General features: G+C 55.6%; 19 protein-coding genes, 5 tRNA genes and 1 pseudogene. 13 read left to right on the top strand and 12 right to left on the bottom strand.

What is annotated here, in order from left to right:
* Positions 1-30: 30 nt before the first annotated feature.
* Entirely contained in the window at positions 31-375 is a 345-nt protein-coding gene (locus KW828_RS06075) for a DUF2002 family protein (RefSeq protein WP_218335558.1), read from the bottom strand.
* 161 nt (positions 376-536) lie between these two features.
* Between KW828_RS06075 and KW828_RS06070 the strand changes: the two genes are divergently transcribed.
* Entirely contained in the window at positions 537-863 is a 327-nt protein-coding gene (locus KW828_RS06070; RefSeq protein ID WP_218335557.1) for a DUF883 family protein, read from the top strand.
* A 25-nt stretch (positions 864-888) separates the two neighbouring features.
* On the opposite strand, the pseudogene KW828_RS06065 reads toward KW828_RS06070, so the two are convergent.
* Positions 889-2221: pseudogene (locus tag KW828_RS06065) on the bottom strand (PLP-dependent aminotransferase family protein).
* Positions 2222-2308: 87 nt separating this feature from the next.
* On the opposite strand from KW828_RS06065, the gene KW828_RS06060 reads away from it, so the two are divergent.
* The 12 genes from KW828_RS06060 (at position 2309) to emrB (ending at position 15154) form a co-directional block, all read left to right on the top strand.
* A complete protein-coding gene (locus KW828_RS06060; RefSeq protein WP_218335556.1) occupies positions 2309-2740 on the top strand; it encodes a carboxymuconolactone decarboxylase family protein in 432 nt (143 codons plus the stop codon).
* Positions 2741-2905: 165 nt separating this feature from the next.
* Positions 2906-3166 (top strand): glutaredoxin-like protein NrdH, encoded by a 261-nt coding sequence (gene nrdH / locus KW828_RS06055; RefSeq protein ID WP_218335555.1) that lies wholly within the window; start codon positions 2906-2908, stop codon positions 3164-3166.
* Entirely contained in the window at positions 3163-3573 is a 411-nt protein-coding gene (gene nrdI / locus KW828_RS06050; protein WP_218335554.1) for a class Ib ribonucleoside-diphosphate reductase assembly flavoprotein NrdI, read from the top strand. Before nrdH ends, nrdI begins: the two co-directional genes overlap by 4 nt.
* Positions 3546-5690 (top strand): class 1b ribonucleoside-diphosphate reductase subunit alpha, encoded by a 2145-nt coding sequence (gene nrdE / locus KW828_RS06045; protein WP_218335553.1) that lies wholly within the window; start codon positions 3546-3548, stop codon positions 5688-5690. The genes nrdI and nrdE overlap by 28 nt, the downstream gene beginning before the upstream one ends.
* A gap of 10 nt (positions 5691-5700) precedes the next feature.
* On the top strand, positions 5701-6663 hold the full coding sequence (gene nrdF, locus KW828_RS06040) for a class 1b ribonucleoside-diphosphate reductase subunit beta (protein WP_218335552.1): 963 nt from the start codon (positions 5701-5703) through the stop codon (positions 6661-6663).
* A gap of 354 nt (positions 6664-7017) precedes the next feature.
* Positions 7018-8220 (top strand): glycine betaine/L-proline ABC transporter ATP-binding protein ProV, encoded by a 1203-nt coding sequence (gene proV / locus KW828_RS06035; protein WP_218335551.1) that lies wholly within the window; start codon positions 7018-7020, stop codon positions 8218-8220.
* Positions 8213-9274, top strand: a complete 1062-nt coding sequence (proW, locus tag KW828_RS06030) for a glycine betaine/L-proline ABC transporter permease ProW (RefSeq protein WP_218335550.1) — start codon at positions 8213-8215, stop codon at positions 9272-9274. The genes proV and proW overlap by 8 nt, the downstream gene beginning before the upstream one ends.
* Before the next feature lie 62 nt (positions 9275-9336).
* Positions 9337-10332, top strand: coding sequence for a glycine betaine/L-proline ABC transporter substrate-binding protein ProX (proX, locus tag KW828_RS06025; RefSeq protein ID WP_218335549.1), 996 nt, complete (start codon positions 9337-9339; stop codon positions 10330-10332).
* Between the two features lie 155 nt (positions 10333-10487).
* Complete coding sequence (locus KW828_RS06020) at positions 10488-11678, top strand: MFS transporter (RefSeq protein WP_218335548.1); 1191 nt, start codon at positions 10488-10490, stop codon at positions 11676-11678.
* A 98-nt stretch (positions 11679-11776) separates the two neighbouring features.
* Entirely contained in the window at positions 11777-12307 is a 531-nt protein-coding gene (mprA, locus tag KW828_RS06015; protein ID WP_218335547.1) for a transcriptional repressor MprA, read from the top strand.
* 122 nt (positions 12308-12429) lie between these two features.
* Positions 12430-13602 carry a multidrug efflux MFS transporter periplasmic adaptor subunit EmrA gene (gene emrA / locus KW828_RS06010; RefSeq protein WP_218335546.1) on the top strand — a complete coding sequence of 391 codons (1173 nt, stop codon included), beginning with the start codon at positions 12430-12432 and terminating at the stop codon, positions 13600-13602.
* A 16-nt stretch (positions 13603-13618) separates the two neighbouring features.
* Positions 13619-15154, top strand: coding sequence for a multidrug efflux MFS transporter permease subunit EmrB (gene emrB / locus KW828_RS06005; protein ID WP_218335545.1), 1536 nt, complete (start codon positions 13619-13621; stop codon positions 15152-15154).
* A gap of 268 nt (positions 15155-15422) precedes the next feature.
* Here emrB and luxS read toward each other — a convergent pair whose 3' ends face one another.
* From luxS to csrA, 10 genes are all read right to left on the bottom strand, one after another.
* Positions 15423-15938, bottom strand: coding sequence for an S-ribosylhomocysteine lyase (gene luxS, locus KW828_RS06000; RefSeq protein WP_072570043.1), 516 nt, complete (start codon positions 15936-15938; stop codon positions 15423-15425).
* A gap of 151 nt (positions 15939-16089) precedes the next feature.
* Positions 16090-17634: a glutamate--cysteine ligase gene (gshA, locus tag KW828_RS05995; RefSeq protein WP_218335544.1), complete on the bottom strand. Its 1545-nt coding sequence runs from the start codon at positions 17632-17634 to the stop codon at positions 16090-16092.
* A 76-nt stretch (positions 17635-17710) separates the two neighbouring features.
* A complete protein-coding gene (locus KW828_RS05990) occupies positions 17711-18139 on the bottom strand; it encodes a YqaA family protein (protein WP_218335543.1) in 429 nt (142 codons plus the stop codon).
* Complete coding sequence (yqaB, locus tag KW828_RS05985; protein WP_218335542.1) at positions 18136-18702, bottom strand: fructose-1-phosphate/6-phosphogluconate phosphatase; 567 nt, start codon at positions 18700-18702, stop codon at positions 18136-18138. Before yqaB ends, KW828_RS05990 begins: the two co-directional genes overlap by 4 nt.
* Positions 18703-18944: 242 nt before the next feature.
* Positions 18945-19021, bottom strand: a tRNA-Arg gene (locus KW828_RS05980).
* Between the two features lie 49 nt (positions 19022-19070).
* Positions 19071-19147, bottom strand: a tRNA-Arg gene (locus KW828_RS05975).
* Between the two features lie 63 nt (positions 19148-19210).
* Positions 19211-19287, bottom strand: a tRNA-Arg gene (locus KW828_RS05970).
* 62 nt (positions 19288-19349) lie between these two features.
* Positions 19350-19426 (bottom strand) — tRNA-Arg (locus KW828_RS05965).
* A 4-nt stretch (positions 19427-19430) separates the two neighbouring features.
* A tRNA-Ser gene (locus KW828_RS05960) sits at positions 19431-19523 on the bottom strand.
* Positions 19524-19874: 351 nt separating this feature from the next.
* Positions 19875-20060 (bottom strand): carbon storage regulator CsrA, encoded by a 186-nt coding sequence (gene csrA, locus KW828_RS05955; RefSeq protein WP_000906486.1) that lies wholly within the window; start codon positions 20058-20060, stop codon positions 19875-19877.
* Between the last annotated feature and the right edge of the window lie 208 nt (positions 20061-20268).

Raw genomic sequence — 20268 nt, 5'->3', positions numbered from 1 at the left:
CCAGGGGACAGGCTCCGGCCTGTCGCCCATTTAAGCCGTTTCGCCAAACAGCCCTGACAGAAAACGCTCCAGCGCCATCCGCGAGCTAAAGCCGTGGGGAATGCCGTAATGCTCCTGCGCATCGCTGCCGAGATAGAGCGGGAAATGCTGATAGTGATCGCACATTTTGATCTCCGAGGCGGGTTCCGCAAGGGACAAACTGCGCTCTTTAAGCGTGGGATGAATAATTAACGCTGTACGCCCCATTCTCGCTTCGCGATTCACGTACACATAATCATCACCGCGACGGTAACCGTAGGTTTTATTTGTCGCGACATCCATCGTAAATCCCGCTTTCTCAAGAACGCGTGCCACCTCATCGGGTCGTAAATACATATTTTTTCCTCGTCATCATCAACTGCCCCGCAACCTTACAGTAATGAGCATCGGCAGTGCTTTCGGAAAAGTCCATAAAGGACAGCGTTTCCCGCGATCCGCTTCAAAGGCGAATTTTGTGAGCTACACTGATAATGACAACGAAAACAAGGGAGGATCATATGTTTAGCAGACCGAACCGCAGAGAAGTGGATGAAGGCGTTCAGGAGATCAACGACGATGTAAGTCGTTTAGCGGATAGCCTGGAAAGCGTGCTGAAGTCCTGGGGCAGCGATGTGAAAGACGATGCCGATGGCGCACGTCGCAAAGCGCAGGCGCTGTTAAAAGAAACCCGTGCCAGAATGCAGGGCCGTACCCGTGTTAAGCAGGCAGCCTGTGATGTGGTCAGCAGCGCGGATGCTTTCGTGAAAGATAAACCCTGGTCGAGCGTGGGTGCAGCAGCCGCGATCGGGATTTTCCTCGGCGCGCTCCTGAGCACGCGTCGCTAAGATGTCAATGCCCCGTGAGCCACGCTCACGGGGCGTTTTGTATTGCCCGCCGTAATTTTTCCGCCAGCTGTTCCGCCTTCTGCGCCGACGTTATATTGGTAAAACTCGCGATCAGTCCCCTTCTGTTTTCACCCGTCAGTTGCCATGCGCTTAATGCCTGTACTGCCAGCCCGGCCTGATTGGCCCGTGCCGCCATTTCACGATCATCGCCCTCAACCGCCATTACCAGCTGAATACCGCCCAATTGCCCCACAACTGCAAAACCCTGCTTTTTAAGCGCCGTTTCCAGCCATTCGCGTCGCCGGGCGTAGTGCTGACGCATGTTTTTCAGATGCCGCCAGAAATGGCCCTGTGAGATAAAATCCGCCAGCGTCAGCTGTATCAACCCAGGCACGGTACAGGGTAACAGCGCCGCCTGCTGGCGAAACGCCGCTACGTGGGGAGCGGGAACCACGATCCAGCCGGTGCGGATCGCCGGAAACAGCGATTTACTGAACGTCCCGGCGTAGATCACCCGTTGCGGCGCGTCGAGGCTTTTCAGCGGCGGCAGCGGTTTGCCGTGATAGCGAAACTCGCTGTCGTAATCGTCTTCGATGATCCACGCCTCACGGTGCGCTGCCCAGTCGAGCAGTTGCCGACAGCGCCACGCCGAGCGGGCTTTGGTGCGCGGGCGTCAGCAACACAAAACGCCCCTGCGGGTGTAACGCCTGCCCGGCATCAATGTTCATGCCGTCGTCATCCACCGGCACGGGCAATAGCGCCACGTTTTCACCGGCGATCACCGGGCGGATCAACGGAAAGCCCGGGTCTTCCACCCACATGCCGTCGCCAGCGCGGGCGAGCGTGCGAAGGATCAGCGTCATCGACATCGCGAAGCTGGCAGTGATGAAAATCTGCTCCGGGGCGCAGTCGATACTGCGGGAAAAACGCAGGTAATCGACGATGGCCTGCCGCAACAGCTGCTCCCCCGCCACCTCTCCCGGCCCCAGATCGTAGCGCGTCTGGGTGCGCAGTCGCCGCCCCATCAGCCGCGCCCACAGCGCACGGGGGAACAGATCCAGCGCCGGTAAACCCATCTCAAACGGCAGCGGGATCTTGTCGCTGCCCTCCGCTGGCGAAGGCGACGGCGTGGCGTTGCCCGGCGTGACGGTCTCGGCGACAAAACTTCCCGCCTGCCCGCGCCGCTCTATCCACCCCTGCGCCACCAGCTCGGCATAGGCGTGTTCCACCGTGGCGCGCGATACGCCATTTTCCTGCGCGAAAGTGCGGCTCGACGGCAGCCGCGCGCCGGGCGCAAGTTCGCCTGCGGTGATGGAGTTCTTCAGTAAGCGGGCGATTTGCTGGTAGCAAGCGTCCATTATGGTCTGCTTTTTTAGTTAAAATATGGCTATCTGATGCAGACCATTATAGTGCTATTTTCTCGCCATCAAAACGAGGAGATCACCATGACTGAATTACGCCAGCCCTATTCCGAACTCAGCCCTGAGGCTTACAACGGCCTTGTCCAGACCAGCCAGGCACTGGAGCGCAGCGCCACCGACAAACCGCTGCTGGAACTGGTTTATTTACGCGTGTCGCAGATCAACGGCTGCGCGTTTTGTCTGGAGATGCACAGCAAGGCCCTGCGCAAAACCGGCACCGATCAGAGCAAGCTTGATGCGCTGGCAGGCTGGCATATCAGCCCGCATTTCAGTGCGAAAGAAAAAGCCGCGCTCGCCTGGGCGGAGTCGCTGACGCATATCTCCACCACCCATGCCGGGGATGACGTTTATCAGCCGATGCTGGAACATTTTAGCGCTCAGGAAATCAGCGATCTGACCTTTGCCGTCAGCCTGATGAACGCGTTTAACCGTCTCGCCATTGCTATGCGCATGTAATTTAGCCATAAAAAACCCTTCCCCGCTGAGTGCATCAGCGGGAATAAACTTATCTGAAAATCCTATATATTGTGCGGTTGATAATTTTTATAACTACATCTAGTATCTCTCTAAGCAAGTGACACACAACCCGACGCGATTTTCCGCGTCGTATCGCTATCTTAGATGGAAATACGAATCATGCGCATTACTATTTACACTCGAAATGACTGTGTGCAGTGCCATGCCACCAAACGCGCCATGGAAAGTCGTGGCGTCACCTTCGATATGGTCAATGTGGATCTGGTGCCCGACGCCGCAGATGAACTTCGCGCGCTGGGATTTCGCCAGTTGCCGGTGGTGATCGCCGGTGACACCAGCTGGTCCGGTTTTCGCCCGGACATGATCAACCGCCTGGCCTGCGCGCCCCGCGTCGCCAGCGCATGAGTACCCTCGTCTACTTCTCCAGCAGCTCGGAAAACACGCACCGCTTTATCACGCGCCTGGGGTTGCCGGCAGTGCGTATTCCGCTGAATGAGCGTGGGCGGATCCAGGTAGACGAGCCTTATATCCTGGTGGTGCCGAGCTACGGCGGCGGCGGAACCGCAGGCGCCGTGCCGCGTCAGGTGATCCGCTTTTTAAACGATCCGCACAACCGGGCCTTGATCCGCGGCGTGATCGCCGCCGGGAACCGCAATTTTGGCGAGGCTTATGGCCGTGCGGGGGATGTCATCGCGCAAAAATGCAGCGTGCCGCATCTGTACCGTTTTGAGCTGATGGGTACGCCGCGTGACATCGTAAATGTGCGAAAAGGAGTGAGCGAATTTTGGCAACGACAACCGCAGAACGCGTAATGCAGGCCTCCACGGACTATCACGCGCTGAACGCCATGCTGAATCTGTACGATAAAGCGGGCCGTATCCAGTTTGAGAAAGATCATCAGGCGGTGGAGGCGTTCTATCACGCCCACGTGCTGCCCAATGCCGTGACGTTTGCGGATCAGCATGCCCGCCTGAACTATCTGGTGGCAGAGGGTTACTACGATGACAGCGTGCTGGCGCGTTACGATCGCGCCTTCGTGATCGGCCTGTTTGAGACGGCGCACGCCAGCGGTTTTCGTTTCCAGACTTTCCTGGGTGCCTGGAAGTATTACACCAGCTACACGCTAAAAACCTTCGACGGCAAACGCTACCTGGAACACTTTGAGGATCGGGTGGTGATGGTGGCGCTGACGCTGGCGCAGGGTGATGAGCAACTTGCGCAGCAGCTGACGCAGGAAATTCTCGCCGGACGCTTTCAGCCCGCGACGCCAACGTTTTTAAACTGCGGCAAAATGCAGCGCGGCGAGCTGGTGTCCTGTTTCCTGCTGCGTATCGAAGACAATATGGAGTCCATTGGCCGGGCGGTGAATTCCGCGCTGCAACTCTCCAAACGCGGCGGCGGCGTGGCGTTTTTGCTCTCTAACCTGCGGGAAGCGGGCGCGCCGATTAAGCGTATTGAAAACCAGTCCTCCGGCGTGATCCCGGTGATGAAAATGCTGGAAGATGCGTTCTCGTATGCCAATCAACTCGGCGCACGCCAGGGCGCGGGGGCAGTCTATCTGCACGCCCATCACCCGGATATTCTGCGTTTTCTGGATACCAAACGGGAAAACGCTGACGAAAAAATTCGTATCAAAACCCTTTCCCTCGGCGTGGTGATCCCGGACATCACCTTCCAGCTTGCGAAAGACAATGACCAGATGGCGCTGTTTTCGCCCTATGACGTGGCGCGTATTTACGGCAAGCCGTTCGGGGATGTGGCGATCAGCGAGCACTATCATGAGATGGTGGCCGACGATCGTATTCGTAAAACGTACATCAATGCGCGCGACTTTTTCCAGCTGCTGGCGGAGATCCAGTTCGAGTCCGGCTACCCCTACATCATGTATGAAGACACGGTCAACCGCGCGAACCCGATTGCCGGGCGCATTAATATGAGCAATCTCTGCTCGGAGATTTTGCAGGTCAACAGCGCGTCAGAATACGATGAAAATCTGGATTACGCCCAGACCGGGCGGGACATATCCTGCAATCTTGGCTCGCTCAACATCGCCCACACCATGGATTCCCCCGATTTTGGCCGCACAGTGGAAACCGCGGTGCGCGGTCTGACGGCGGTATCGGACATGAGCCATATCCGCTCAGTGCCGTCAATTGAAAACGGCAATGCCGCGTCACACGCCATCGGCCTCGGGCAGATGAACCTGCACGGCTATCTGGCGCGGGAAGGCATTCTGTACGGCAGCGAAGAAGGCATTGATTTCACCAATCTCTATTTTTACACCATCACCTGGCACGCGCTGCACACCTCGATGATGATCGCCCGCGAGCGGGGCCAGCGCTTTGCCGGTTTTGAACAGTCCCGCTATGCCAGCGGTGAGTATTTCACGCCCTATCTGGAAGAAAACTGGCAGCCGAAAACCGAGAAAGTGCGTTCGCTGTTTGCCCGCGCGGGTATTGTGCTGCCGACGCGCGCCATGTGGCAGCAGTTGTGCGATGACGTGATGCGTCACGGGATCTATAACCAGAATTTGCAGGCGGTGCCGCCAACCGGGTCGATCTCCTATATCAACCATGCCACCTCCAGCATTCACCCGATTGTGTCGAAAATCGAGATCCGCAAAGAGGGTAAGACCGGGCGGGTGTACTACCCCGCTCCCTTTATGACCAATGACAATCTGGCGATGTATCAGGATGCTTATGAGATCGGGCCGGAAAAAATCATTGATACCTACGCCGCCGCCACGCGCCATGTCGATCAGGGGCTGTCGCTGACGCTGTTCTTCCCGGATACCGCCACGACGCGCGACATCAACCGTGCGCAGATTTACGCCTGGAAGAAAGGCATCAAGACGCTGTATTACATTCGTCTGCGCCAGCTGGCGCTGGAAGGCACCGAAATTGAAGGCTGCGTGTCATGCGCGCTGTAAGGAGAAAAGGATGAACCGTTTATCCCGCGTCAGTGCGGTTAACTGGAACAAAATCCAGGATGATAAAGATCTGGAGGTGTGGAACCGCCTGACCAGCAATTTCTGGCTGCCGGAAAAAGTCCCGCTGTCCAACGACATCCCCGCCTGGCAGTCCCTGAGCCACGCCGAGCAGCAGCTCACTATCCGTGTGTTCACCGGTCTGACGCTGCTCGACACCATCCAGAATACCGTGGGCGCGCCCGCGCTGATGGCCGATGCGCTGACGCCCCATGAAGAGGCGGTACTGTCGAACGTCAGCTTTATGGAGGCGGTGCACGCCCGCTCCTACAGCTCGATTTTCTCGACGCTGTGCCAGACCAAAGATGTCGATGCCGCCTACGCCTGGAGCGAGGAAAATGCGCCGCTGCAACGCAAAGCGCAGCTGATCCTCGAACAGTATGCCGCCGACGCGCCGCTGCAAAAGAAAATCGCCAGCGTCTTTCTGGAGTCGTTCCTGTTTTATTCCGGCTTCTGGCTGCCGATGTATTTTTCCAGCCGTGGCAAGCTGACCAACACCGCCGATCTTATCCGGCTGATCATCCGCGACGAAGCCGTACACGGGTATTACATTGGGTATAAGTATCAGAAGGGACTGGAAAAAGTGGACGAAACGCAGCGCGAGGCGTTAAAGCTGTTTGCGCTGGATCTGCTGATGGATCTCTATGACAACGAGCTGGCTTACACCGCCGATCTCTACGGCGGCACCGGTCTTGAAGCGGATGTGCAGGCGTTCCTGTGCTACAACGCCAATAAAGCGCTGATGAACCTCGGCTATGAGGCGCTGTTCCCGCCGGAAATGGCCGACGTGAATCCGGCGATCCTTGCGGCACTCTCCCCCAACGGCGATGAAAACCATGACTTTTTCTCCGGTTCTGGATCGTCTTATGTAATGGGCAAAGCGGTGGAAACCACCGACGAAGACTGGGATTTTTAATCTGCTTTTATCCGGGAAATATTTACCTATTTCCCGGATGGATATTTGCCGCGAATAGCCAATTCATCACACCATTATTTCCCCATACCTTATACTGTTTTTGCTAATGCTGTTCACCTGAAGCCCGGAGTTTCAGGTGCCATTCTGCTTGCCATTCAAAAAAAATATCACTTTTTATGACCTGCGCTCAGCCCTTATATCATGGGAAATGCCGCCAGATGAGCTTCGGCAATTTCCATGCCAGTTGCCCCTTGAGGGTTGTCTCAGAATCTGAGTATGTTAGGGTATAGCCCGCTCATTATTTCCATCAGGAACTGTATTGATATAAATAAATAACGGGAACTCTTTTATTGCATGGCAATTAAACTCGAAATTAAAAATCTCTATAAGATATTTGGTGAGCATCCACAGCGGGCTTTCAAATATATCGAAAAAGGACTTTCGAAAGAACAGATACTGGAAAAAACAGGGCTATCGCTTGGTGTCATTGACGCCAGTCTGGCCATTGAAGAAGGCGAGATTTTCGTCATCATGGGATTATCTGGTTCAGGTAAATCGACCATGGTTCGCCTTCTCAATCGCCTGATTGAACCCACCCGTGGACAGGTACTGATTGACGGCGAAGACATCGCCAAAATATCGGATGCCGCTCTCCGTGAGGTGCGCAGGAAAAAGATTGCGATGGTCTTCCAGTCATTTGCGCTGATGCCCCATATGACGGTGCTGGATAATGCCGCCTTTGGCATGGAATTAGCCGGCATTCCAGCGGCAGAACGTCAGACAAAAGCGCTGGATGCGTTGCGTCAGGTAGGGCTGGAAAATTATGCGCATTCGTATCCGGATGAACTCTCTGGCGGTATGCGTCAGCGTGTTGGTCTGGCGCGCGCATTAGCCATCAACCCTGATATTTTATTAATGGATGAGGCCTTCTCGGCGCTCGATCCGCTTATCCGCACGGAGATGCAGGATGAGCTGGTAAAATTACAGGCGAAACATCAGCGTACCATCGTCTTTATTTCCCACGATCTCGATGAAGCGATGCGTATCGGCGATCGCATTGCCATTATGCAAAATGGCAAAGTGGTGCAGGTCGGCACGCCCGATGAAATTCTCAATAATCCGGCCAATGATTATGTCCGCACCTTCTTCCGCGGCGTGGATATTAGCCAGGTGTTCAGCGCTAAAGATATTGCCCGCCGTAGCCAGGCAGGTCTGATCCGTAAAACGCCAGGTTTTGGTCCCCGCTCGGCGCTGAAATTATTGCAGGACGAAGATCGTGATTACGGTTACGTCATTGAACGCGGAAATAAATTTGTCGGCATTGTCTCGATCGATTCTCTGAAAACGGCGTTAAGCCAGAATCTGGGTATCGATGCGGCGTTACTGGACTCCCCCGCTGCGGTGGAGGCCGAAACGCCGCTCAGCGAACTGCTCTCACATGTCGGTCTGGCGCCCTGCGCGGTGCCGGTAGTGGGTGATGAGCAACAGTATATGGGCAGCATTTCCAAAGGTACGCTGCTCAAGGCTTTAGATCGCGATGGGGTGAACAATGGCTGATCAATCTAATCCGTGGGGCAGCGAACCGGCTGCCGACAGTGCCGCACAGTCTGCCGATGCCTGGGGCAACCCGTCAGGTGCGCCTGCCGATAGCGGCAGCGCAGACTGGCTTTCCAGCGCGCCGCCTGCACCGGAGCATTTCAATATTATGGATCCGTTCCATAAGACTCTGATCCCGCTCGACAGCTGGGTGACGCAGGGCATCGACTGGGTGGTGGTGCATTTCCGCCCGCTGTTCCAGGGCATTCGCGTGCCGGTGGATTATATCCTCAGCGCCTTCCAGCAACTGCTGCTGGGCATGCCCGCGCCGGTGGCAATTGCCATTTTCGCGCTGATTGCCTGGCAGATGTCGAGCCTCAGCATGGGCGTGGCGACGCTGATTTCACTGGTCGCTATCGGGGCCATCGGTGCCTGGTCGCAGGCGATGATCACCCTGGCGCTGGTACTGACCGCGCTGCTGTTCTGTATGATCATCGGCCTGCCGCTGGGGATCTGGCTGGCACGCAGTCAGCGGGCGGCGAAAATTATTCGTCCACTGCTCGATGCCATGCAGACCACACCGGCGTTTGTTTACCTGGTGCCGATCGTCATGCTGTTCGGTATCGGCAACGTGCCGGGCGTGGTGGTGACGATTATCTTCGCCCTGCCGCCGATTGTGCGTCTGACGATCCTTGGCATTAACCAGGTGCCGGCAGATCTGATCGAAGCCTCGCGCTCGTTCGGTGCCAGCCCGCGCCAGATGCTGTTCAAGGTTCAGCTACCGCTGGCGATGCCGACCATCATGGCGGGCGTTAACCAGACGCTGATGCTGGCGCTCTCAATGGTGGTGATCGCCTCGATGATCGCCGTGGGCGGGCTGGGTCAGATGGTGCTGCGCGGCATTGGCCGTCTCGATATGGGACTGGCCACCGTGGGCGGCGTCGGGATCGTTATTCTCGCCATTATTCTTGACCGTCTGACCCAGGCCGTGGGTCGCGACTCCCGCAGTCGCGGCAACCGCCGCTGGTATCAGACCGGCCCGCTGGGTCTGCTGACCCGTCCGTTCAGTAAGTGATCTTTTTGCCCGGCGGCACAGCGCTTGCCGGGCCTACATAACATTTAGCTTGAGGAACAACGATGCGACAGAATGTAATCATTGCCACCGCGTTTGCCAGCCTTGTCTCCACCAGCGCTTTCGCCGCCGATCTGCCGGGTAAAGGCATTACTGTGCAGCCGATCCAGAGCACCATCTCCGAAGAAACCTTTCAGACGCAGCTGGTAAGCCGCGCGCTGGAAAAGCTCGGCTACACCGTGAATAAGCCAAGCGAAGTGGATTACAACGTTGGCTACACCTCGATTGCCTCCGGTGATGCCACCTTTACCGCCGTTAACTGGCAGCCATTGCACGACGATATGTATACCGCCGCGGGCGGCGACAAGAAGTTCTACCGTGAAGGGGTGTTTGTGACCGGCGCGGCCCAGGGGTATCTGATCGACAAGAAAACCGCCGAAAAATACCACATCACCAATATTGAACAGCTGAAAGATCCGAAGATCGCGAAGCTGTTCGACAGCAATGGCGACGGCAAAGCCGACATGATGGGTTGTACGCCAGGCTGGGGCTGTGAAGCGGTGATTAACCATCAGAACGAGGCCTACAAACTGGCCGATACGGTCACCGTGAACCACGGTAACTATTCGGCGATGATGGCAGACACCATTGCACGCTTTAAAGAAGGTAAACCGGTGCTCTATTACACCTGGACGCCGTACTGGGTCAGCGATGTGCTGAAACCGGGTAAAGATGTGGTGTGGTTGCAGGTACCGTTCTCCTCCCTGCCGGGCGAGCAGAAAGACATTGATACCAAACTGCCGAACGGCATGAACTATGGCTTCCCGGTTAACACCATGCACATTGTGGCGAACAAAGCCTGGGCGGAAAAAAACCCGGCGGCGGCGAAGCTGTTCTCGGTAATGAAACTGCCGCTGGCTGACATCAATGCGCAGAACGCGATGATGCATGCCGGTAAAGCCTCGGAAGCCGATATTAACGGTCACGTCGATGGCTGGATCAAAGCCCACCAGCAGCAGTTTGACGGCTGGGTGAAAGAAGCGCTGGCAGCGCAGAAATAAGTGTGATTTCCCCCTCACCCCGGCCCTCTCCCGATGGAAAGGGCCGGGGTGAGGTTTACCGCACGTTCGGACACGTAACAATTCCCCAACAATCTCCCAATTCGTTATCATTGAATTCTGGCAAGAAAACTATTCAACTAACGACTTCAATAATAATGAAAAAATCCACCCAAACCCTCAGCCCGGCCCTGATCGTGCTGATGTCCGTCGCGACCGGTCTCGCCGTCGCCAGCAACTACTATGCGCAACCGCTGCTTGATACCATCGCCCGCGCCTTTTCCCTCACCCCAAACCAGGCCGGATTTATCGTTACCGCCGCGCAGCTTGGCTATGCGGTGGGTCTGATGTTCCTGGTGCCGCTCGGCGATATGTTTGAGCGCCGCACGTTGATTGTGCTGATGACCCTGCTCTCTACCTGCGGGTTGCTGATCACCGCCACCAGCCACTCGGCGGGGATGATGATCTTCGGCACCGCGCTGACCGGGCTGTTCTCGGTCGTGGCGCAGATCCTGGTGCCACTCGCCGCCACCCTCGCCTCGCGGGAAAAGCGCGGCAAAGTGGTCGGCACTATCATGAGCGGGCTGCTGCTGGGAATTTTGCTGGCGCGGACGTTTTCCGGCCTGCTGGCGGGACTTGGCGGCTGGCGAACCGTCTATTGGGTGGCGAGCGCCTTAATGCTGGTGATGGCGCTGGCACTGTGGCGCGGCCTGCCGAAAGTGAAGCAGGATAACCATCTCAACTATTTTCAGCTTCTCGGCTCAATATTTTCCCTGTTCACCCGCGATTCGCTGCTGCGTACCCGCGCGGTGCTCGGCTGCCTGACCTTTGCCAACTTCAGCATTCTCTGGACATCGATGGCCTTTCTGCTCGCTTCGCCGCCGTTTAATTATTCCGAAGGAGTGATTGGCTTGTTTGGCCTCGCCGGGGCCGCAGGGGCGTTGGGCGCGCGGCCTGCGGGCGGCATGGCGGATAAAGGCAAAGCGCATATCACGACCACTACCGGGCTACTGTTGCTGTTGCTCTCCTGGGTGGCGATCTGGTTTGGGCACAGCTCTGCCATTGCATTAATCATCGGTATCCTGGTGCTGGATCTGACCGTCCAGGGGGTGCATATCACCAACCAGACGGTGATCTATCTGGTGAAGCCGGATGCGCGTAACCGTCTGACGGCGGGCTATATGACCAGCTACTTTATTGGCGGCGCGGCAGGCTCTCTGATTTCCGCCGCCGCCTGGCAGCACGCAGGCTGGGCAGGTGTCTGTGTGGCGGGCAGCGTGATGGCGTTACTGAATCTGCTGGTCTGGTGGCTGGGCTACCATCGCCAGGACCGGGTTCAGCATGACTAAAACTATTCTTAAAACTAATCACTTAAGGAAAATAATACATTTACATTATTTGTCACCGCCGTTACTATATCGGCTGTAATTAATGAGGTCATATTGAGATGGAAAGTTCGTTCACGCCCATTGAGCAAATGCTGAAGTTCCGTGCCAGTCGTTATGAAGATTTTCCTTTTCAGGAAGTCCTGCTGACGCGTTTGTGTATGCATATGCAGGGCAAACTGCTGGATAACCGCAACAAAATGCTGAAAGCACAGGGGATCAACGAAACGTTGTTCATGGCGTTACTTACCCTTGAGTCGCAGGAAAATCATAGCATTCAGCCTTCCGAGCTGAGCTGTGCGCTGGGTTCGTCGCGCACCAATGCCACCCGTATTGCCGATGAACTGGAAAAACGCGGCTGGATCGAGCGCCGTGAAAGCGACAACGACCGTCGTTGTTTGCATCTGCAATTGACCGATAAAGGTCACGAATTTTTACGTCAGGTTTTACCCCCGCAGCATAACTGTCTGCATCAGCTCTGGTCTTCTCTGAGTGCCTCAGAGAAAGAACAGCTTGAGCAAATCACCCGTAAGCTGCTGAACCGCCTCGACCAGATGGAAGAAGAAGACGTCATTCTTGAGGCACTGCGCTAACGCGACGATTCGCTCTGACATCCTGATTAACTAAGAAATCCACCGGGCCAGCATTTTAATGCTGGCTTTTTGGTGAACAGGTCGGCGTTGCCGAATAAATAAAAAGATCGTGGAGAACACACATGAGCGCAAATGCGGAGACTCAAACCCCGCTGCAACCGGTCAAGAAGAAAGGCAAACGTAAAGGTGCCCTGATTGTTCTGACCTTGCTCTTTATTATTATTGCTGTGGCATACGGGATTTACTGGTTTATGGTGCTGCGCCACGTCGAAGAAACCGACGATGCGTATGTGGCCGGCAACCAGGTGCAGATTATGGCGCAGGTGTCGGGTAGCGTGACGAAAGTCTGGCATGACAATACCGATTACGTAAAACAGGGCGACGTGCTGGTGACACTTGATCCGACGGATGCCCAGCAGGCGTTTGAAAAAGCGCAGACACAACTGGCCTCCAGTGTGCGTCAGACCCGCCAGTTGATGATCAATAGCCGCCAGTATCAGGCCAACATCGAAGTGAAGAAAACCGCCCTCGCCCAGGCGCAGAGCGATTTGAATCGTCGTGTGCCGCTGGGCAGCGCGAACCTGATTGGTCGTGAAGAACTGCAACACTCCCGTGATGCGGTGGCCAGCGCGCAAGCGCAGCTTGATGTAGCGGTGCAGCAATATAACGCGAACCAGGCGATGATCCTCGGCACCCGCCTTGAAGATCAGCCAGCCGTGCAACAGGCCGCTACTGAAGTGCGTAACGCCTGGCTTGCGCTGCAACGTACCAAAATCGTCAGCCCGATCTCCGGCTATGTTTCCCGCCGTGCCGTGCAGCCTGGCGCGCAAATCAGTCCGACTACCGCGCTGATGGCCGTGGTACCGGCCACTGGCCTGTGGGTGGACGCAAACTTTAAAGAGACGCAGCTGGCACATATGCGCATTGGCCAGACGGCGACGGTGATCAGTGATTTCTACGGCGACGAGGTGAAGTACACCGGTAAAGTGGTCGGCCTGGATATGGGCACCGGTAGCGCCTTCTCACTGCTGCCGGCACAAAACGCCACCGGTAACTGGATCAAAGTGGTTCAGCGTCTGCCGGTACGTATTGAGCTGGATGCGAAACAGCTCGCCGATCACCCGCTGCGCATTGGTCTTTCTTCGCTGGTGACGGTGGATACCACCAACCGCGACGGCCAGGTGCTGGCAAGCCAGGCACGCAGTACGCCAGCGTATGAAAGTAATGCGCGGGAAATCAGCCTGGAGCCGGTGAATACCCTGATCAATAACATCGTTCAGGCCAACGCGGGTTAATCCTGAGGTGAGTGCTATGCAGCAGCGTAAACCGCTGGAGGGCGCGCAGCTGGTCATTATGACCATTGCGCTGTCCCTTGCGACCTTCATGCAGGTGCTGGACTCCACCATTGCGAACGTGGCGATCCCGACCATCGCCGGTAACCTGGGCGCGTCACTGAGCCAGGGTACCTGGGTCATCACGTCGTTTGGTGTGGCGAATGCCATCTCTATCCCGATCACCGGCTGGCTGGCGAAGCGCGTCGGCGAGGTGCGACTCTTTTTATGGTCCACCGTCGCCTTTGCTATCGCCTCCTGGGCGTGCGGGGTGTCGAGCAGCCTGAACATGCTGATTTTCTTCCGCGTGATCCAGGGGATTGTCGCAGGTCCCCTGATCCCGCTGTCGCAGAGTCTGTTACTGAGCAACTATCCGCCTGCCAAACGATCGGTGGCGCTGGCGCTGTGGTCGATGACGGTGATCGTCGCGCCGATTTGCGGGCCGATCCTCGGCGGCTATATCAGTGATAACTATCACTGGGGCTGGATCTTCTTTATCAACGTGCCTATTGGTCTGGTGGTGGTGCTGATGGCGGCGCAGGCGCTGCGTGGACGCGAAACCCGCACCGAGCAGCGGCGCATTGACGGCGTGGGGCTGGCGTTGCTGATCGTCGGCATCGGCAGTCTGCAGGTGATGCTGGACCAGGGTAAAGAGCTGGACTGGTTTAACTCCACCGAGATTATCGTGCTGACGGTGGTCGCCGTGGTGTCCCTCTCGTTCCTGATTGTCTGGGAGCTGACGGATGACCATCCGATTGTCGATCTCTCGTTGTTTAAGTCGCGCAACTTTACCATTGGCTGTCTGTGTATCAGCCTTGCCTATATGCTCTACTTCGGCGCAATTGTCTTGCTGCCGCAGCTGTTGCAGGAGGTATACGGCTACACGGCCACCTGGGCAGGACTGGCGTCCGCGCCGGTCGGCATTATCCCGGTGATCCTGTCGCCGATTATCGGCCGCTTCGCCCATAAGCTGGATATGCGCCGTCTGGTGACCTTCAGCTTCATTATGTATGCGGTGTGCTTCTACTGGCGCGCGTATACCTTTGAACCGGGCATGGACTTTGGCGCGTCTGCGTGGCCGCAGTTTATTCAGGGCTTCGCGGTCGCCTGCTTCTTTATGCCGCTGACGACCATTACGCTCTCCGGCCTGCCGCCTGAACGGCTGGCGGCGGCGTCGAGTTTGTCGAACTTTACGCGAACGCTGGCGGGGTCGATTGGCACGTCGATCACCACGACACTGTGGACCAGTCGTGAGTCGATGCACCATGCGCAGCTGACGGAGTCAGTAAATCCTTATAGCGCCAGCACCCAGGAGATGTACGGGCAGCTGGAGGGAATGGGCATGTCGCAGCAGCAGGCGTCCGGGTGGATCGCCCAGCAGATCACCAGTCAGGGGCTGATTATTTCAGCGAACGAGATTTTCTGGATCTCCGCCGGGATCTTCCTTCTGCTGCTGGGGCTGGTGTGGTTCGCCCGACCGCCGTTCGGGGCCGGTGGCGGCGGTGGCGCGCACTGATATTGCTTTGTTGATATAGCTTTGTTGATATTGCTTTGTTGATATTGCTTTGTTGATATTGTTTTGCCCGGCGGCGCGTTGCTTGCCGGGCCTACAGGATATTACCGCCCCGTCGTTTCCGTAGGCCGGGTAAGCGCAGCGCCACCCGGCAAAACCAGCGCCCGTAGGCCGGATAAGCGTAGCGCCACCCGGCAAAACCAGCGCCACCCGGCAAATAAAAAAGCCAGTTCATCTGAACTGGCTTTTTTTATACGTCACTGACCGAAAACTAGATGTGCAGTTCCTGCAGTTTTTCTTTCGGCAGCGCCAGCTCGTCGTTGCTGTTCACACGTACGTCGCGATCCAGAATATGCCGCGCGATTTCCTGCGCTTCGTCCAGCGAGTGCATCTGGTAAGTGCCGCACTGATAGACGTTCAGCTCCGGGATCTGGTTCTGCTCTTTCACCTTGAGCACGTCGGCCATCGCCGCTTTCCAGGCATCCGCCACGCGCTGCTCGTCCGGCGTACCAATCAGGCTCATGTAGAAACCGGTGCGGCAGCCCATCGGGGAAATGTCGATGATCTCAACGCCGTTCCCGTTCAGGTGATCGCGCATGAAACCGGCAAACAGGTGCTCCAGGGTGTGGATCCCTTTTTCCGGCATCACTTCCTGGTTCGGAATGCAAAAGCGCAGATCGAAAACGGTAATGGTGTCGCCATGCGGCGTGTTCATGGTCTTGGCAACGCGAACAGCAGGCGCTTCCATACGGGTATGATCGACAGTGAAGCTATCCAATAATGGCATCTTGTCACCTCCGGAGTGATTTTTTTAAAAATAAACGGAACTCTTCGAACAACCGCGAGTCTGAATATATGAAAGACGCGCATTTGTTATCATCATCCCTGTTTTCAGAGATGAATATTTGGCCACAGAGATGTGGCCTTTTTCTTTTGTATCAGGCGTGTCTCGCCAGCAGTGCTTCAAACGACTCAGTATCTGCCGCTTCCACTTCCCGCTGCCGCGCCCACGACGCATCATGCTCTTTGCTGAAATCTTCTTCTTTCAGAATTTCCAGCGGCTCCTCACGCAGCATATCGCGATACTGCGCGGCCAGTGATTTACCCGTACCGCCAATCCCGTTATCAATCATCGAACGCAGAATACGTGCCGAGAAGGTCAGTTCAGGATCGTCAAAGCTGGCAACCAGTTCATCACAGACTTTCGCATAAGCATCACCGCCGTCAATACCATCAAGGGTTTGCGCGACGCGTTTCAAATCGTGGAACAAATCTTTGCCGACCTGCGCCAGCGGGTATTGCGCCGTTTCACAACCGATACCCAACGTCAGACCAGGCTTACGCCCTTCGAGGATCACGCGGTTCCAGTTGGTGCGCGTACACAGCAGCTCGTCGCTGCTCATCTCCGGCGCATCCGCCAGTACGCACCAGACCATAAACAGGTCAAGGAAGCGCACCTGCTGCTCATCAACGCCAATCGGTGAGAACGGGTTGATGTCCAGCGAGCGCACTTCGATGTATTCAATGCCGCCACGCAGTAACGCATCCGACGGGGTTTCACCGCTGCGCGTGACGCGTTTCGGGCGGATCGGCGCATAAAGTTCGTTTTCAATCTGCAAAATGTTGGTGTTGATTTGCAGATGCTTGCCGTCTTTCGTCAGACCCAGCTTCGCGTACTCTTCGGACGGCGTTTTAATCGCCCGTTTCAGCGCCGCCACATACTCGTTCAGCTCGTTAAAGGTGATACCGAGGTTGCTCTGCGACTTGTTGGTATAGCCAAGGTCGCTTAAACGCAGCGAGGTAGCATACGGCAGATAGTACATGCCGTTTTCCGTTTTCTCGAACGGCAGCGACGTCGGCTTGCCCTGCAGGAACGACGGGCAAATCGCCGGTGACGCGCCAAACAGGTACGGGATCACCCAGCCAAAACGGTAGTAGTTGCGGATCAGACGGAAATAGCCCGCCGAAATCGCCTCTTTGTCTGTTTCACCGCATTTTGCCTGCCAGAAGGCCATCGGCAGCGAGAAATTGTAGTGCACACCGGAAATGGTCTGCATCAGCGCCCCGTAACGATTTTTCAATCCTTCACGGTAGAGCGTTTTCAGGCGACCAATATTCGAGGTGCCATACTGCGCCAGTTCGATCTCCTGCCCGTTTTCAATGTAACAGGGCATGCTCAACGGCCATAACCGCTCGTCGCCAAGATGGCGCACGGTATAGCGATGAACATCGCGCATGATCGTCAGCATATGATCAATATCGCCATCGACCGGAGTAATAAACTCCAGCAACGCTTCCGCGAAATCGGTCGTGATCCATTTATGTGTCAGCGCTGAACCGAGCTGCTCCGGATGTCCGGTAGTTGCCAAACTGCCATCTGCATTAATGCGCAGCGTTTCGCGCTCCAGCCCGCGCTGGATCCCCTTCAATGCCTGAGGGTGGTTTTCCAGCCAGGACAGCGCCTGTGATACGTCCGGGATCAAATTGACCTCCCGCCTGTCGAAATCATTTCTACACAGCATAATTGTAATGGTTGACGATTTAAGGCCAGCAATGCAATTAGTGCCACCACGTCATGCCCTGAAGCGTTGCGAAAGCGATAACAACATAGCGCAACGCCTTGCCAAGGCATAAAAAAAAGATAACTGGCCCCCACGAGATGCGCATCCATCCCGCCAGCAGGCACAGCAAATCACCCATAACAGGCATCCAGCTCAATAATAGCGCGGCTGCGCCATAACGATTGAGAAAACCTGTGGCTTTTTCCTGCCAGCGTGAGGTTTTACGCAGCGGAAAGAAGCGACCAAGGATAACGTTAGTCAGCCCTCCAAGGCTATTACCCATTGTTGCTATTAATACCAGCAGCCAGGGCTGACTCACGCCAGAAAGAAGTAAGGCGACCAGCAGCACCTCAGAATTGCCCGGTAATAACGTGGCGCTGAGAAAACTGCCGGTAAATAATGAGAAGAGTGACAGACCGTCACTCACAATACGCGCACATCCACAACATCCATGCCAGCCGCGCGTGCTGCCTGAAGGCCGAAATCAGCATCTTCAAACACTACGCATTCGGTGGGCGGAACGCCCATCAGCTCGGCGCAACGTAAAAAGGTGTCCGGGGCAGGTTTATGATGGGTCACGTGATCGGCAGCGACCACGGCGCTGAAATAGTGCCGCAGGCCCAGATGGGTAAGTAATGCTTCGGCAATCGCGCTTTCGCTACCGGTACCGACAGACATCGGACGACGGCCATGCCACGCTTTAACCACCTCTACCAGCGGCAACGGACGCACGCCATCAAGCAGCATAGACTTCACGGCAGCGGTTTTTTCCTGCGCCAGCAGATGCGGATCGAGATCGGCCTGATTATATTCGATGACAGACTGCGCAATACGCCAGGTCGGAGAGCCGTTAAGGGCAATCATCGCCTGCAAATCATAGCGCAGACCGTAGCGCCCCAGGACGTCGTCCCAGGCTTTACGGTGCGTAGGTTCCGTATCCAGGATGGTGCCATCCATATCAAAAATTAGTCCACTGTAACGTTCGTACATCGCGTTCTCACAACCGGATAACAGAAGGATACTGTAACGTAAACAAGGATTTTTGTCGCTGGCAGCGCAAGGAGAATATTGGGAAATTTCGGGGGAGTGTTTAAAGATGGTGCATCCGGGAGAATTACTCGGCTGCGCCTTGCCCTGTAGGCCGTTGCTAAAGCAACGTTATCCTCCCTGGTGCTTGTAACAGCATCGCAGATTCTTTGATGAACCGCTGTCGCTGAAAGACCGGGGAAGTATGGTGCATCCGGGAGGATTCGAACCTCCGACCGCTCGGTTCGTAGCCGAGTACTCTATCCAGCTGAGCTACGGATGCATCGGGTAGTGCTGTACTGCGCTGATTGTTACTGAAACAATCAAAGAGATGGTGCATCCGGGAGGATTCGAACCTCCGACCGCTCGGTTCGTAGCCGAGTACTCTATCCAGCTGAGCTACGGATGCATCGGGAATTACTAAGGTACTGCTGACTCAATGTCACTCATCATGCCGCAACACTGATAAAGATGGTGCATCCGGGAGGATTCGAACCTCCGACCGCTCGGTTCGTAGCCGAGTACTCTATCCAGCTGAGCTACGGATGCATCGGAATTACTAAGGTACTACTGACTCAATGTCACTCATCATGCCGCAACACTGATGAAGATGGTGCATCCGGGAGGATTCGAACCTCCGACCGCTCGGTTCGTAGCCGAGTACTCTATCCAGCTGAGCTACGGATGCAAAATGGCGGTGAGGCGGGGATTCGAACCCCGGATGCAGCTTTTGACCGCATACTCCCTTAGCAGGGGAGCGCCTTCAGCCTCTCGGCCACCTCACCACACGCCTCTTGCGAGTGCTTCGAAGAACTTGTTTCTGCTCATCGTCGCTGCGTGGCGCACATATTACTTTCTGGGACTTATAAGTCAAACAATTTTTCCCACCCCTGAATCGATTGCACACTTCGCAGGCAATTAGGCGGTAAAAAGCCCAAAAAGGATGTTTTATCAACAGATTTTATCGATGCCAGCCGGTACAACTGACAGCCGTTACACGTACCTGTAGCGATAAAAAAGGAGATAAACCGAAAAGTTTTGAACGCGCGGCGGCAAAAAGAAATAGCAGTGTCACGAAAAGGACGGAGTATAGCGGGAATGAACCGCGCCTCGCCGGGAGGCGAGACGCGATAATATCAATAGCTGGATTGTTGCGATTTTTCAGCCTGGATACGCTGGTAGATTTCTTCACGGTGAACAGACACTTCTTTAGGAGCGTTGACCCCAATACGTACCTGGTTGCCCTTAACGCCTAAAACAGTCACAGTGACCTCATCCCCAATCATGAGGGTCTCACCAACTCGACGAGTCAGAATCAGCATTCTTTGCTCCTTGAAAGATTAAAAGAGTCGGGTCTCTCTGTATCCCGGCATTATCCATCATATAACGTCAAAAAAGTACGCGGTAACAAACCTCTGAAGCGACAGCTATCACCACTATTACTTTCTGTTAAACGTAAGTTTAGCCGATCTACACAACTTCAACCTGACTTTATCGTTATCAAAAGCGTAGTGGCAAAAATGCCACAAC

It is taken from the genome of Enterobacter sp. ENT03 (assembly GCF_019218745.1).
Lineage (GTDB): Bacteria > Pseudomonadota > Gammaproteobacteria > Enterobacterales > Enterobacteriaceae > Enterobacter_D.
This window is presented reverse-complemented; position numbering and strand designations above follow the sequence as displayed.